The sequence below is a fragment of the Acinetobacter pittii ANC 4050 genome, from assembly GCF_000399685.1.
Lineage (GTDB): Bacteria > Pseudomonadota > Gammaproteobacteria > Pseudomonadales > Moraxellaceae > Acinetobacter > Acinetobacter pittii_E.
Map to the genome: position 1 here is coordinate 3,363,175 of NZ_KB976987.1, position 16,019 is coordinate 3,379,193.

Here is a 16,019-nt window from a genome sequence, read left to right on the forward strand (position 1 = left end):
TATGTCTGTTTCTTTTCAAGAAATTAATCCAGTCGAGATTGATGCACACTGGTCTAAGCAGCCTTTTCATGGTTTTAGTTTAGACAGCCGTAAGGTTGAGTCAGGCCAGATCTTTATCGCTTTGACCAGTTATAGCCAACCTGAAAAAACGCGTACCTTTGCTGAGTCGGCTTTAGCAAATGGTGCGCTTGCCATCATTAGTGAGACTGAGCTGGGTGTGGCAAATGAGTGGGTGTGTCCTGATGTACGTCAACGTATGGGCGAATGGCAAGAGCGTTATTTACAGCGTATAGATCCTGTGACGCCAGCACGTATTATTGCCGTGACTGGTACAAATGGTAAAACCACAATTTCGCGTCTAGTGGCTGAATTAATTAGCTCACAACAACAGCGTTGTGCCGTGATGGGTACTACAGGTAATGGTATTTTGCCAGACTTAACGCCATCAACTCATACTACGCTTGATGCTTTACACCTACAAAATGCATTGCATGATTATGCTAAACAAGGTGCGACTTTTGCTTCTTTAGAGGCAAGTTCACATGGTTTAGAGCAAGGACGTTTAAATGGCTGTGCTATTGAGATTGCCGTTTATAGTAATTTGAGTCGTGATCATCTGGATTATCATGGAACTTTAGAAGCTTACGCAGAAGCAAAGGCTCTTTTATTCCGTTTCAATTCTTTAAAAGTAGCTGTTATTAATTTAGATGATGAGCATGCTGCTCTTATGATAAATGCAGCAAAGCAAAATCCTGCTCAACCAAAAATTTTAACGTATTCACTTACTCAGAATTTTGCCGATTATTATATTACTGACCTAAGTTATAGTTTAGCTGGGGCAACATTTAATTTAGTGAGTCCGCATGGTTCTTTTGCGGTACAAAGTCCGTTATTGGGGCATTTTAATGTCGAAAACTTGGTTGCAGCACTCATCGCTGCTGAACAAGCGGGTTTTGATTTAAAGGCAATAGTCGCTTTCGTTCCTCAACTGATTGGTGCGCCAGGCAGAATGCAGGTCATTCGCGATGGTGATCGCTTATTTGTTGTTGATTATGCGCACACACCAGATGCATTAATTCAAGTGCTTAAAACATTAAAACGCCATGTTTCGAATCAACTTTGGGCAGTATTTGGATGTGGTGGAGACCGTGATCGCGGTAAGCGTCCACTTATGACTCAAGCAGCTTTAGATGGCGCAAACCCGATTATTTTGACTTCAGATAACCCACGAACAGAAGACCCTGAACAGATTTTTGCAGACATGAAGCAAGAAATCGATTTTTCAGGGCACCGTATGCATGAAATTCATGACCGCCGTGAAGCAATCAAATTTGTTGCACAACAGGCTCAGCCTGGCGACATTGTTGTGATTGCTGGTAAAGGACATGAAAATTATCAAGAAATTAATGGCGTGCGTCACTGGTTTGATGATGTTGTCGAAGTGCAATCAGCGATTGCTGCGCAACATCATACTGTAGACGCTGCTTACCCTGCACAATAGGACAAATTATGCATACTTCAACCACCAGTACCGTGCCTTTGGAACCGTGGACAGCTCAACAATTACAACAGGCAACACAGGGCTACTGGCATAAAGACCAGATCCCTCAAACTGAAATTAAACGTATTTTGACGGACTCGCGTCATGCGGAAACTGGGGATGCCTTTTTAGCGCTAAAAGGTGAGCGTTTTGATGCGCATGATTTCGTTGCGCAAGTTGCTGAAAATGGTTGTCAAATCGCCATTGTTGAACGTCCGCTAGATGTTGATATTGCTCAACTTGTTGTTACCGACACCCGTTTGGCTTTAGGACAACTTGGCGCTTATCGCCGTGAACAGAACCCACAATTAAAGGTAATTGCCTTGACGGGCAGTAGTGGTAAAACGACGACCAAAGAAATGTTGGGAAGTATATTGTCGCGCTTAGCACCAACATTAATTACCCGAGGCAATTTAAATAATGACCTTGGTGTCCCGATGATGTTGCTAGAGCTTCGCAAGGAACATCAATATGCGGTGATGGAGTTGGGTGCAAACCATCAAGGTGAGATTGATTACACCTCAAAAATTGTTCAGCCCCATGTTGCAGGTATTTTAAATATTGGTACAGCTCATCTGGGTGAATTTGGTGGGCGTGAAGGTATTTGCCGCGCTAAATCGGAAATTTATCACCATATTTTACCGAATGGTGTTGCAATCGTGCCGCAACAAGATGACTTTACTGCCGAAATTCTTGAAGCTGCAAAGGCGCATCGCATTTCTACATTTGGTGTAGGAGGCGATGTCTATGCAACAGATATTGATTTATTGCCCCAGTCAACGAATTTTAATCTTCATACACCGCAAGGTAGTAGTGCTGTTAAGCTTCCTTTTGCCGGCGAACATAATGTTCAAAATGCGACCGCAGCCGTAGCTTTTGCTTTGGCACTTGGTATTGGACTAGAAGATATTGTTCAAGGTTTAGAGCAAGCTGAGGGAGCGAAAGGTCGTCTTAACTTTATTCAAAAGTCACCTTACTTATTTATTGATGATACCTACAATGCCAATCCAACTTCTATGCGCGCTGCTGCACAAGTGCTGTTGCAGCAACAAGGCGTAAAAGTGATGGTCATCGGGGATATTGGTGAGTTAGGTGATAGCAGTTGGCAAGAGCATCATGATTTAGGGCGTGATCTCGCCGAGCTTCCTTTAGACCATATTATTGCGGTTGGGCAGTTTGCTCCAGCTGCTCTCGAGGGTGCAGGCTCTCATTCTAATAAAATGAAAGCATTTCAGACACAAGCTGAGGCGCTTCCATTTTTAATTAATCTAATCCAAACACATCAACCCCAGTCCATGAGTTTCCTGTTTAAAGGTTCTCGCTTTACTCATATGGAAACGTTGATGGCTGATTTGATGGAGAAACTTTAAATGCTGTTATGGTTGTTTGAACAACTTGCGGGCTATCACAGCTCATTTCAGGTCGTTCGTTATTTAACATTACGTTCTTTACTCAGTGTATTAACTTCACTGACCATTGGTCTGGTCCTTGGGCCGATCATGATTCGTAAATTACAAGCGTTAAAATACGGTCAGGCAGTAAGTTCGTTTGCTCCTGAAAATCATGCTAAAAAAATGGGTACACCAACCATGGGCGGGATTTTAATTCTGCTTTCAATTGGTATTAGTACCTTGTTATGGGCTGATTTATCTAACCCTTATGTCTGGATTGTGCTGGGTGTAATGGTTGTGTTCGGTGCTGTAGGCTGGGCAGATGACTGGATTAAAATTCGCTATAAAGACAATGCGGGTTTACCTGCACGTAAGAAGTTTTTCTGGACTTCTGTTGCGTCTCTTGGGGCAGGTATTGCGTTATATTTAATCGCAACTCAACAGTCCAATGCAGAACATACCGCAAACATGCTAGATTTATTGATTCCATTCTTTAAGAATCTTTCAATACCACTCTCAATTGTTCCGTTAGGTCTAGCATTTATTGTGTTTACCTATCTGGTAATTAATGGTGCTTCTAACGCAGTTAACTTAACAGATGGTTTGGATGGCTTGGCAATCATGCCAGTGGTTATGGTAGCTACGGGCTTGGGCGTATTTGCTTACTTGTCTGGTGACATCCGTTTCGCTAACTACTTACATATTCCGTATGTGAAGTATACCTCTGAGCTTGTGGTGATCTGTTCTGCCATGATTGGTGCAGGTTTAGCATTCCTTTGGTATAACGCGCATCCTGCTCAAGTATTTATGGGTGATGTTGGCGCTTTAGCTTTGGGTGCGATGCTTGGAACAATTGCAGTTATGGTACGCCAAGAAATCGTATTTGCAATTATGGGCGGTGTATTTGTAATGGAAGCAGTATCTGTATTCTTACAAATCGGCTCGTTGCGTATGCGTAATAAACGTGTGTTCTTAATGGCGCCGCTGCATCATCATTATGAAAAGCAGGGCTGGAAAGAAACGCAAGTCGTGATTCGTTTTTGGATTATTACAATTATATTAGTAGTTTTAGGTCTAATGACTTTAAAATTGCGATAGATCTTATTTTAGTGTCAATATAAAGCCAGTTCTACTGGCTTTTTTTATTGGAGAGGTGAATGACAAAAGTTGCTGGTCTAGACCAATTATCTGTGATTAATCAAAAAGTAGTTGGAGAGGGCGAAGTATTACCTCAAGTTGTACTTAAAGATGGAAGTCAGGTTCAAACAGGAACTGTAGCGACAATGCTGCACAATATTGAATTATATAATGCAGGGGAAAGAGGACAAATTGAGGAAGAATTGAAAATAGCAATTCCAACTTTGATCAAAGTAGGTCTGTTTGATTTATTTCAGGTAGATGAATGGATTAAGGGAACAAATGCAGGTCGCACCTTTGTTGGACTGCATGCAAAGGCTTATTTACAACAAAAAGAACAAGAGAATAATTAAAAGTGGCTAAGCAAATTTTAATGTGTCCTGTATGTCGTCAGCCTCTAAATTTAACTGAAAGAACATGGCGATGTGAGCAAGGGCATAGTTACGATGTGGCTAAACAAGGCTATGTCAATTTACATGTTGTGCAACATAAACATAGTAAAAACCCAGGGGATACACCCGAGTCAGTAGATGCGCGCCGTGCTTTTTTACAAGGCGGTTACTATCAGCCATTACAGCAGGCTGTAGTCGATTTATTAAAGCAACTCGATGTAAAAGCGATACTCGATATTGGTTGTGGTGAGGGCTACTATACAAGTGCTATGCAGCAAGTCGTTGAGCACTGTGTTGGTGTTGATATTGCAAAAACTGCTGTACAGCGCGCGGCAAAGCTCAATCCTGAAGTAACATGGGTTGTAGGAACAGGGGCGACTTTACCTGTACTAGACCATAGCATGGATGCCTGCACCAGTTTATTTAGCCCGATTCCGCAAGCCGAAATTGCGCGTGTTTTAAAAGATGAGGGTTATTTAATAGTTGTTACGCCTGCCTCTGAACATTTGTACGCCATGCGTGAGGCTCTTTTTGAACAAGTGAACCCTCACACACCAGAAAAGTTTGTAGAGCAGTTGCAAGATTTGTTTGAACTAAAACAAGAGCAAATTATTGATGCACCTTTTGTGCTTGAGCAGCAGGCTTTAAAAAATCTGATTGCTATGACGCCTTATGCTTACAAAGCTTCTCCTGAGCGCCGTTCACAGTTAGAGCAGCACTCACAATTAGAAGTAACAGCATCTTTTCAAATATATGTTTTTCAGAAGCGCAATAAAAAAGCCATCTGATGATCTATTTTTAAGAGCGCAAAAAAAGAAGCCATCTGATGATGGCTTCTTTTTTTACTATTCAATCTGATTAATCAGATTTTCTAATTCATCTTTTTCACGCTTAGGCGCAGGCTCCTGTGAAGGTTTCATAGCAGGAGGCGCAGCCTTAGATGGAATAACAATTTCTTCACCCGGTAAATCAGAGAAGTCATTGTCATTGCTCAGTTTTGGTTGCGGCGGTGCTGGACGGTAGAGCGGACGCGCTAATGGTGGAGCAGCACGATAAGTTTTCTTATCGCCTACTTCAGTAACGGTTTGTTGTTTGTCACGAGAAATAGGGCCTTGAGCGTCTTTATCTAAGCGAACCCAAGCTGCTGGCGTACCTTGCAATGCTTGACCCATAAAGTTAATCCAGATCGGTAATGCAGCAATACCACCATATTCACGGCGACCAAGCGTAGTCGGTTGGTCAAATCCAACCCATGCTACAGTCACTAACTTGCCGTTAAAGCCTGCAAACCATGCATCTTTTGCATCGTTCGTAGTACCTGTTTTACCACCTAAATCACTACGGCCAATTTTAAGCGCAGCACGACCTGTACCATGCTCAATTACGTCACGTAAGATATTCGCCATATCGTAAGCAGAGCTTGATTTTAAAATACGTTGAGCTTGACGATATTGACTGTTGTTTTTATCAGTCTGTTTAAGATTAAGCTGCTTAGCGGCCTTTTCCTTCTGCTCTATGTCTTTGTTCGTAACTTCGATGACTTCATCATCAGTCGTTGTAGGTTTTTGCTCATCACCTGTTGTGTCAGGTGCATTAATACATGGAATACATGCGTATTCCGGTTTGGCTTCATAAATGACTTTGCCGTAAGCATCTTCAATACGTTGAATGAAGTGTGGTTGTACACGATAGCCACCATTTGCAAACGCTGCATATCCAGTTGCCATTTGAATTGGTAATACTTGAGGCGTACCGAGTGCAATGGTGTAGTTACGTGGAATTTGATCTTCTTGTAAACCAAAATCCATAAATAATTGGCGAGTACGTTCAATCCCTACAGTTTGTAGAAGTCTTACTGATACGGTATTACGAGACAAATACAAAGCACGACGTAATGGAATCATACCTAAGTAACGTCCATCAGAGTTTCGTGGTGTCCATTTGCCAATCGTAATTGGACTATCATTCACCATGCTATACGGTGTCATACCTCTTTCTAATGCTAAAGCATAGAGGAATGGCTTGATCGTAGAACCCGGTTGGCGCCAGCCTTGTAAGGCACGGTTAAATTTTGATTGGTAGAAGTTATAGCCACCTACAATTGCTTCAATTGAACCATCATTCGGGTTAATTGCAATAAGTTGACCTTGAACTTTAGGAACCTGAACTAAAGACCATGCAGTTTTATTATCATTTGGGCGTAAACGAACAATATCTTTAACTTTTACAATTTGAGATGCACGCGAAGGAGCACCACCTACACTATTTGCATTGCGATAGGGACGTGCCCATGACATGCCTGACCACTGAACAGTAACGGTTGAGCCATCTTGCATTAATGCTTCAAAAGAGCTGCTATTTACCTTAGTAACTTGCGCAGGATAAGTGTTGGCATATGCTCTAAATTCACTTAATGGTTTGTCATGCGCTTCTGCACCACGCCAGCCATGACGACGGTCATAAGCTTCAAGACCATCTTGCACAGATTTTTCTGCAATCGCTTGGCGTTTAGCATTAATCGTTGTGTAGACTTTATAACCAGAATCAATCGCTTGTTCACCAAAGTGCTTTACAAGTTCTGAACGAACCATTTCGCCAGCGTACGGGTGAATATTATTTAAATCTCGATTGGGCATGTTCAGGTTAATCGGTTCTGCTACACCTTTTTGATATTCTGCTTGAGTAATATAACCCAGTTGTAACATACGACCCAAAATCCAGTTACGTCGTTCGAGTGCACGTTCCGGATTAACCACTGGGTTGTATTTAGATGGTGCTTTTGGCAAACCAGCGATCATTGCCATTTGGGCAACGCTCAGTTCATTAATACTTTTGTTGTAATAAATCTTGGCTGCTGCCGCGATACCATACGCATTTTTGCCTAAGAAGATTTTATTCACATAGAGACTGAGAATTTCTTCTTTAGATAAATTCTGCTCAATTTTTCGAGCCAAAAAGATCTCGGTTATTTTACGTTTTAGGGTTCTTTCTGGACTCAAATAATAGTTCTTTGCAACTTGCATGGTGATCGTTGAACCACCAGTTTGCACATCTGAACCTGTCACACTTTCACTTAAAGCACGACCTAAGCCTTTAAAACTGATCCCGCTATGTTCAAAGAAAGAAGAGTCTTCTGCTGCTAAAAATGCATGGATAAAAGCAGGAGGAATTTGTTTGTATTCAACTGGAATAGAAAGCTTACCACCGTACTCGGCAATCAGTTGATTGTCTGAAGTATAGACCTGAAGCGGTTTTAAAAGCGGAGCTTTCTTTAGTGAACTCATTTCTGGAAGCGATGGGGCGATATAGAGATACATGCCATAAAAGCCCATCGGAAGTGAGACTAAGATAATAATAATGATCAAAAAAATTGGACGCACGAAGCCCAAACTGGATAGCTTTTTCATGATAAGTAAGCTTTAATAAGATCGAATACAAACTAATTGTGGTCAGTATAGCCTTTAGACATGCGGATTGTTAGATGAGATATTGTATCCGTGTAAAAAATAAAGACCGAGATTATTGGTTTGTAATTTTTTTTGGGGATAAAAAAATAATAGGACAATAGTGTGCTCAGGTTATATCGTAAACCGAATAAGGGGTTAATGGGCGTCGATATTAGTTCGACTTCTGTTAAGTTGTTAGAGCTCTCTGTTAAGAACGGTAAATATTGGGTGGAAAGTTATGCTTTGACGCCTTTACCTGAGAACAGTGTAGTTGAAAAAAATATCTTAAATCCAGAAGCAGTTGCAGAAGCTTTGGAACGGGCGATGAATTTAGCAAATCCCCAAACCAGTAATGCTGCAATTGCTGTTCCGACATCGACGGTCATTCATAAGACCATCGAAATGGATGCAGATATGAACGATGATGAACGTGAAGTTCAGATTCGATTAGATGCGGAGCAATATATACCGTTCCCTTTGGATGAGGTGAGCCTTGATTTTGAGGTTTTACCAGATCGACTGCCAAATCCAAATCGTGTGAATGTACTTTTAGTCGCAACGCGCACAGAAAATGTTGAAACACGCGTAGAAGTACTGGAACTGGTAGATTTAACGCCTAAACTTGCTGATGTCGAGAGTTATGCTGTCGAGCGTGCTTTTAGTGTGTTTGCTGATAGCTTACCCATGGGTGCAAATACTATTGGTATTTTAGACATTGGCCATACCATGACCACATTATCGGTTATGCAAAATGGCAAAATCGTTTATACCCGTGAACAAGTCTTCGGTGGTAAACAGCTTACTCTCGAAATTCAAAGCCGTTATGGTTTGTCATTAGAAGAGGCGGGACGGGCTAAGAAAGAACGTTCTTTACCAGATGATTATGACATCGAAATCTTAGAGCCATTTTTAGATGCTGTAATGCAGCAAGCGGCTAGATCGCTACAATTTTTCTTTTCTTCATCTCAATTCAACGAAATTGACCATATTTTGCTAGCAGGCGGGAATGCCAATATTCCAGGGCTAGCTAAATTGTTGCAACAAAAACTTGGTTACCGAGTCACTATTGCCAACCCGTTTTTACAAATGGGTTTTTCTCCTCAAGTCGACATTCAAAAAATTGAAAACGATGCCTCATCACTAATGGTGGCATGTGGCTTGGCTTTAAGGAGTTTTGATTAATGGCAACAATTAATTTACTTCCTTGGCGTGATGGGCTTAGGGAGCAGCGTAAAAAACAATTTATTATTTTATGTTTTGGGGTCGTTGTTTTGGGGATAACCACTGTATTTTCCGGGTGGTTTTATTTGAATCAAAAATTAGATGATCAAGAACAAGCGAATCAGCTCATCATCAGTACAAACCAAAATCTAGATCAACAACTTAAAACCTTAAATGGTTTGCAAGAACAGCGTGATGCCATTATTGAGCGTATGAAACTCATTCAGGGTTTGCAAAGTCAGCGTCCAGTCGTCGTGCGTTTGGTAGATGAATTGGTGCGCGTGACTCCGGCAGCCATGTATTTGACTAAATTCAGTCGAACTGGAGATAAATTTACCATTGAAGGTAAAGCAGAAAGTCCAAATACAGTTGCAGAGTTATTACGTAATCTTGAAGCATCCCCATGGTATCGCAATGCTTTTATGAACTCTTTCTTGGCGACTGAAGAGAAAAAAGATAAGGCTGTGAGTTCTTTGCTTCCCCGAGTGGAAGATAGCTACGGCAGTTTTGTCGTTACTGTTGATTTAGGGGAAATGGGAGTGATAGCAACAGATGATACTGCCAACGCATCTGTAAGTACGGATAAGGAGGTAGCAAAATGAGTCTTGATGAACTTCATGAGCTGTCTTTAGAACAAGCTCCATCTAAGAAAAAAAAGATTACCTTAGAAAAATTTCTTCAGCAATTTAACACACTCGATATGAACAGTTATGGTAGCTGGCCATTATCTGTGAAAATTACCTGCTGGATTTTTATTTTCTTTGCTGTATTGGCCTTGGGATACTTTGTTGCTATTCAGCCAAAGCTCCAAGCAATTGATAATGCTCAGGCACAAGAAAGTAATTTATTAAATGAGTTTCGAGAAAAAGATTCAAAATTACGTAACTTGCAGCAATATCAGCTTCAACTTCAAGAGATGCAAGCGAACTTTAATCAGCAGTTAGAACAATTGCCAAAGGAGACCGAAATTCCAAGTTTAGTTGAAGATATTAACTTAACAGGGGTGAATTCTGGTCTGAAGTTTAAAAATATCCGTTTAGAAGATGAAGTGAAGCAGGAAATTTTTATTGAACAGCCAATTACGATTGAGGCAACAGGCGATTATCACGCTTTTGGTGCTTTTGTCAGCAGTATTGCCGCATTACCGCGTATTGTAACCATGCACGATTTTGTCGTTGAAGCTGCTCCTGTTAAAGATAGTAAATCAGATATTCCTGTGCTTAATTACGCTATTAAAGCAAAAACTTATCGCTATATGGGCGCAAGTGAAAGCCAAAATAATAATGATCCACAAGGGATAGGTGGTGAGAACCAAGCCAACACCTCCGATAGCCATAATGTAAATATTCCTTCTATCAAGAAGTCAAAGCGAAAGTAGGAGGATAATTAATGAAACTAAAGAAAATTTTACTTTCTCTGGGGATGGGCTTGGTTTTAGTTGGATGCGACTCAAGAATCGACGCCGTAAATCAGCAAATGGCTGATATACGTAATCAGCCACCGCAAGCTATAGAACCTGCACCTGTTTTTACACCTGTGCCCCAGTTTAATTATGCAGCCCATCAGTTAAAGAGTCCTTTTTTACCAAGCTCACTTGCGGCTGAACTCAAAATTATGGCTGGAAAACAGGTATATCCGAATTTCTCCCGCGCACCTCAGCCCCTCGAAAGCTATGCATTAGAATCCTTAAATATGAAAGGAAGTATGCGTAACAACCGCGGGCAAGTCATGGCGCTTATCCAAACACCTGACCACCAGATTGAGCGTGTACAGGTGGGGAACTATATCGGAATGAATCAAGGCCGGATTACCCATATTGGTCCGACTCAGATTGATCTGGTGGAAATTGTTCCTGACGGACGAGAAGGCTATGTGGAGAGACCAAGAACCTTAGTGTTAATTGGACCTGCACCCTAAAATTTAGGGAATAACAAAGAAAAAGTATTTTTAAAGATTATTTAATTGGGGATGGTTAGACAATGAATCACGTATTCAGTCAGTTTTCTATGGGGGCTGTAGCGGTTGCAATTATGCAGGTTGCATCTGCACAGGTCAGCATGACCAACATAGCACCGACGCAAATAGCGGGTCAGGGTACGGAAATTCGAGTGATGTTTAATGGTTTGCCGCCGCAACCACAAGCATATCAACTTGAAAATCCTTCACGCTTAATTTTAGATTTTAATAAAGCACAGCAGAATCTTACACAGACAAAAGTAGCGATTGGAACTAATGAGGCGAGCTCGGTCGATGTAAGCTCTGATGATCAGCGTTCACGTTTAACAGTAAATTTAAATGAGGCAGGTGCTTTTACTACTCGTATTGAAGGCAATACTTTTATTTTAAAAATTAATTCAGCTCAAGCTGTAGCGAAGCCCGTACCAACAAGTGTTGTGCAACCCCAAGGTGTTTCAAATATTGGTTTCCAGCGCGGTAGTCAAGGTGAAGGCCTTATTGTTATTGACTTGCTGGGAAGTAATACCCCTGTTGATGTTCAACAACAAGGGAGTAAGGTCGTGGTGAGAACGTTAGGCTCTAAAATTCCTACACACTTAGCTAAACGCTTAAATGTAAATGATTTTGCTACGCCTGTTTCGACAATTGAATCTTATAACGAAAAAGGCAATGGCGTTATTACGATTCAATCTACTGGTAGCTATGAATATATGGCTTATCAGGCAGAAAATAAATTGACCATCAGCCTAAAACGTCCGCAGGACAAAAATGTAACCTCTTTATATAAGACACCTAATTACTCTGGTAATAAGCTTTCTCTCGATTTTCAAGATATTGAAGTTCGTCGTGTTTTACAGTTACTGGCTGATTTTACTGGTATTAATATGGTTGCGGCTGACAGCGTTCAAGGTAATATTACTTTGCGTTTAAAAGATGTTCCATGGGATCAAGCACTTGATATTATTTTAAAAACTAAAAATTTAGATAAACGCAGAAATGGAAATGTAATTTGGATTGCTCCAGTTACAGAATTGATTAAGGCCGAAGAAGAAGAGGCAAAAGCTGTTGCACAGAGTGTGAAATTAGCGCCATTGCAAACTGAGTATATTCAACTGAAATATGCACGAGCTCAAGATATTATGAGCTTAGTTACCAAAGGCTCAAACAATAGTAATGGTTTGCAGAGTACTTCTGGTGGGGGTACTTCAACCTCAACCAATTTAAATACTGGTGTTGATAGTTTAGGTAATAATGTAGGAAGTTTGTTGAGTCCACGTGGAACAATTACCCAAGATGACCGTACCAATACCTTAATTATTAATGATACGGCTCAGTCGATTGATCAAATTCGTAAAATGATTGATCTTTTGGATGTACAAGTTAAACAGGTTATGGTTGAGGCACGTATTGTAAGAGCCTCTACTTCTTTTACTAAAGAACTCGGTGTTAAATGGGGCATATTATCGCAAGGGATTACCAATAATAATAATTTGTTAGTGGGCGGTAGTGAAACAACCTTGTGGAATTTACGAGAACCTAAAAAAGATGAAACCACAGGTGGTTATAAATATACGATTGAACGCCCAGACAATTTAAATGTCGATTTAGGGGTAACTAATCCAGCTGGAAGTATTGCCTTTGGTTTGATTAGTATGTCGGATTTTATGCTTGATCTCGAACTTTCTGCACTACAAGCTGATGGCTATGGTGAGGTGATTTCCACCCCTAAAGTGATGACCGCAGATAAACAACCTGCAAAAGTTGCAACAGGTCAACAGGTTCCATATCAAACCACGACGAATTCTGCTGCGGGCGCTACAGCAAGTACATCATTTAAAGATGCGCTTTTAAGTTTGGATGTTACTCCGAGCATTACACCTGATGGCAAAATTCAAATGAAATTGGATATTTCAAAGGATTCTGTGGCTGGCGCGGCTCCTAATGGTGAGTTAATTCTAAATAAGAATCAGATTAATACTAATGTGCTCGTCAATAATGGTGAGACTGTTATTTTAGGAGGAGTATTTGAGCAGACGACTTCTAACTCACAAACCAAGGTTCCTTTCTTTGGAGACATTCCCGTCGTTGGACGTTTATTTAGAAAAGATGTGAAATCTGATGATAAGCAAGAGTTACTGATTTTCGTTACGCCACGAATTGTTAATGACACTTTGGTGAGAAATCATTAATATATTTTTTAATGAAAGCAATTGAAATAGGTGGCGCCTTGCCAAGCAAAGCGTTTGAAACCCTGCCAAATATTTATTTGGTAGGGCCCATGGGGGCAGGAAAAACAACCGTTGGACGTCATTTAGCCGAACTATTAGGGCGTGAATTTTTAGATAGTGATCATGAAATTGAACGCAAAACAGGCGCCACTATTCCCTGGATTTTTGAGAAAGAAGGGGAAATTGGATTTCGTACTCGTGAAACCGTAGTCATAAATGAGTTGACTTCCCGTAAGGCCTTAGTATTAGCGACAGGAGGAGGGGCGATTACTCAAGCACCCAATCGCGAATTTCTAAAGCAACGTGGTATAGTTGTTTATCTGTACACCCCTGTAGAACTACAATTACAACGAACTTATCGCGATAAAAACAGACCGTTATTACAAGTTGAAAATCCTGAACAAAAATTACGAGATTTGTTAAAAATACGTGACCCTTTATATCGTGAAGTTGCTCATTACACGATTGAAACCAATCAGGGCGCTGCTCGTGATCTTGCTCAAAAGATTCTGCAACTTATTTTGTCCAACCCGCTAAAATAGCCAAACTTACTTGTGGTTTTATAAACTCATGCAAACTTTACATGTTGAATTAGGCGAACGCCGTTATCCTATTTTTATTGGCAGTCAACTTGATCCTAAGCAGTTGCTTGAGCCTTATCTTCATGGTCAACAGGTTATGATCGTGAGTAACGAAACGGTTGCTCCTTTATATTTATCTCACTATCAAGAAGCTTTAAAAAGTTTGGGTAAAACTGTAGCGACTTGTATTTTGCCTGATGGTGAAAAATATAAAGATATTCAGCATTTAAATTTGATTTTTGATGCATTACTTGAAGCTGGCTTTAATCGTGATTGTACGGTTTTAGCTTTAGGCGGTGGTGTTATTGGTGATATGGCTGGCTTTGCATCGGCATGTTTCCAGCGCGGTGTTTATTTTGTTCAGGTTCCAACTACGCTCCTTTCACAAGTAGATTCAAGTGTAGGCGGTAAAACTGGTATTAACCACCCACTCGGTAAAAATATGCTAGGTGCATTTCAGCAACCTCAAGTCGTTTTAGCTGATATGGCACAACTCAATACTTTACCTGATCGAGAGTTATCGGCTGGATTATCGGAAGTCATTAAATATGCTTTATTAGGCGACGCTGATTTTCTCGTTTGGTTAGAGCAGAATATGGATGGGTTGATTGGACGGGATGCTGAGCTTTTAGCGGAAGCTGTTTATCGTTCATGTGCTCATAAAGCGCGTATTGTGGCTAATGATGAAAAAGAGCAAGGCGAACGAGCTTTACTCAACTTGGGGCATACTTTCGGCCATGCAATTGAATCTTACTTGGGTTATGGCACTTGGTTACATGGTGAAGCAGTAGCAACAGGTATGGTAATGGCCGCTGATTTATCACAACGCTTAGGTTGGATTTCAAGCGATGATGTAGAGCGTACAAAAAAAATTATTCAACGCGCTAATTTGCCGATATCATGTCCAAAAATTCCATTGGATGAATTCCTTGGATATATGGCTCATGATAAAAAAGTCCTCAATGGTCAATTACGCTTAGTGTTGTTAAAGCAACTTGGTCAAGCAGTAATTACCAAAGACTTTGATGTCGAACTCATGAAACAAGCTATTTTGGCGAATCAACACGGATAATAAATTAAGGTAACACATGACTGTATCACGTACACTTTGGCAGAATGTTCAACAATATATCTGGTTGGTGGGTGGTATCGTCTGCTTGTTTCTGGCCTTTATTTTCTGGGTCATGACCGATAGTAAGAAGCTAGTTGAAGTTGAAAAAGCAGCTGATGCAGATGCACCTGTGCAAATTCAGCCTGAAAAAGTAGCAACAACTGCTAATTTAGGGGCTTTAGCTGATGAAGTTAGGCCTCTTGATTTAACGACTCGTACGGTTGCTTCTGGTCAACATGAGGCAGAGTTCCGCGGTACAAAATTTATTAATGAAAATAAGAAACAATGGACGCTTGAGCTTTTCCGTGCGTCTGATGAAGATATTATTAAAAACTTTTTAAAAAATCGTCCAGAGCGCAATAAATTTATCTACTTCCGTTTAAGTGGAGATAAGCAATCTGAACAATATGTATTGACGTATGGCGTATTTAAACGTTCTGAAGATGCTATTCAACAATTAACTCAACTGAATCTTGATTTGCCTGAGTCAGTTAAACCTCATCCCCAACAATTCTCGACCTATGCACCCTTAGTTAATGATTTGGGAGCGGATGAAATGAAAGGTGGAATGAGCCAAACTTATGAAGTGCGATTACGTCCAGCTGCCTTGCCTAAAATTGATGAGTCATTACTCATAGGGTCTGGCGTAGGCGGAACCGTGAATACACAACCTAAAGTAGCTTCTCCAACAACAAACTCTACAACTCGAACAACAATTATTCGTCGAGATGCTGAGGGAAATGTAGTGGATGTGCATCAGTCTAATTCTGGTGCAGCTGATGCGGCTAAAAAGGCTCAACAAAATCGCACGACTGAAGCTTCTACAAAAAATGCAACAAATGAGGGCACACGAGGCAATTAATCATAAGGTTGAATTGCTCTATTGTGGTGCAAAAAATAAAAAACGTATATATATTTTGATCAACAGTGGTGCATATTTGGTCATTTATTAAAATGATAATCTGAATAAAACCTATCTATTTTTAACAAATATAAACACTTAACCTCTAAAAATT

At 40.6% G+C, this 16,019-nt stretch carries 14 protein-coding genes; 13 read left to right on the top strand and 1 reads right to left on the bottom strand.

What is annotated here, in order from left to right; translation table 11 throughout:
* The first annotated feature begins 1 nt into the window (after window position 1).
* From murE to rrmA, 5 genes are read left to right on the top strand one after another with little or no spacing between them, the layout of a single operon-like run.
* Complete coding sequence (gene murE / locus F931_RS19540) at window positions 2-1,501, top strand: UDP-N-acetylmuramoyl-L-alanyl-D-glutamate--2,6-diaminopimelate ligase (protein ID WP_016142874.1); 1,500 nt, start codon at window positions 2-4, stop codon at window positions 1,499-1,501.
* A gap of 8 nt (window positions 1,502-1,509) precedes the next feature.
* Window positions 1,510-2,910 (top strand): UDP-N-acetylmuramoyl-tripeptide--D-alanyl-D-alanine ligase, encoded by a 1,401-nt coding sequence (murF, locus tag F931_RS19545; RefSeq protein ID WP_016142875.1) that lies wholly within the window; start codon window positions 1,510-1,512, stop codon window positions 2,908-2,910.
* Window positions 2,911-4,029, top strand: a complete 1,119-nt coding sequence (gene mraY, locus F931_RS19550) for a phospho-N-acetylmuramoyl-pentapeptide-transferase (protein WP_002116751.1) — start codon at window positions 2,911-2,913, stop codon at window positions 4,027-4,029. It begins immediately after the preceding gene.
* A gap of 59 nt (window positions 4,030-4,088) precedes the next feature.
* Entirely contained in the window at window positions 4,089-4,421 is a 333-nt protein-coding gene (locus tag F931_RS19555; protein ID WP_016142876.1) for a DUF7709 family protein, read from the top strand.
* Window positions 4,422-4,423: 2 nt separating this feature from the next.
* Window positions 4,424-5,248, top strand: a complete 825-nt coding sequence (rrmA, locus tag F931_RS19560; protein WP_016142877.1) for a putative RNA methyltransferase — start codon at window positions 4,424-4,426, stop codon at window positions 5,246-5,248.
* 57 nt (window positions 5,249-5,305) lie between these two features.
* Here rrmA and ponA read toward each other — a convergent pair whose 3' ends face one another.
* Entirely contained in the window at window positions 5,306-7,867 is a 2,562-nt protein-coding gene (ponA, locus tag F931_RS19565; protein WP_016142878.1) for a penicillin-binding protein PBP1a, read from the bottom strand.
* 162 nt (window positions 7,868-8,029) lie between these two features.
* On the opposite strand from ponA, the gene pilM reads away from it, so the two are divergent.
* The 8 genes from pilM (at window position 8,030) to F931_RS19605 (ending at window position 15,865) form a co-directional block, all read left to right on the top strand.
* A complete protein-coding gene (pilM, locus tag F931_RS19570; RefSeq protein ID WP_016142879.1) occupies window positions 8,030-9,088 on the top strand; it encodes a pilus assembly protein PilM in 1,059 nt (352 codons plus the stop codon).
* On the top strand, window positions 9,088-9,729 hold the full coding sequence (pilN, locus tag F931_RS19575; RefSeq protein WP_016142880.1) for a PilN domain-containing protein: 642 nt from the start codon (window positions 9,088-9,090) through the stop codon (window positions 9,727-9,729). Before pilM ends, pilN begins: the two co-directional genes overlap by 1 nt.
* A complete protein-coding gene (locus F931_RS19580; protein ID WP_016142881.1) occupies window positions 9,726-10,505 on the top strand; it encodes a type IV pilus inner membrane component PilO in 780 nt (259 codons plus the stop codon). The genes pilN and F931_RS19580 overlap by 4 nt, the downstream gene beginning before the upstream one ends.
* 11 nt (window positions 10,506-10,516) lie before the next feature.
* A complete protein-coding gene (gene pilP, locus F931_RS19585; RefSeq protein WP_016142882.1) occupies window positions 10,517-11,044 on the top strand; it encodes a pilus assembly protein PilP in 528 nt (175 codons plus the stop codon).
* 62 nt (window positions 11,045-11,106) lie between these two features.
* A complete protein-coding gene (gene pilQ / locus F931_RS19590) occupies window positions 11,107-13,272 on the top strand; it encodes a type IV pilus secretin PilQ (RefSeq protein ID WP_016142883.1) in 2,166 nt (721 codons plus the stop codon).
* 11 nt (window positions 13,273-13,283) lie between these two features.
* Window positions 13,284-13,853 (top strand): shikimate kinase AroK, encoded by a 570-nt coding sequence (gene aroK, locus F931_RS19595; RefSeq protein ID WP_016142884.1) that lies wholly within the window; start codon window positions 13,284-13,286, stop codon window positions 13,851-13,853.
* 28 nt (window positions 13,854-13,881) lie between these two features.
* Window positions 13,882-14,964, top strand: coding sequence for a 3-dehydroquinate synthase (aroB, locus tag F931_RS19600; protein ID WP_016142885.1), 1,083 nt, complete (start codon window positions 13,882-13,884; stop codon window positions 14,962-14,964).
* 16 nt (window positions 14,965-14,980) lie between these two features.
* Complete coding sequence (locus F931_RS19605) at window positions 14,981-15,865, top strand: hypothetical protein (RefSeq protein WP_016142886.1); 885 nt, start codon at window positions 14,981-14,983, stop codon at window positions 15,863-15,865.
* Window positions 15,866-16,019: the final 154 nt, after the last annotated feature.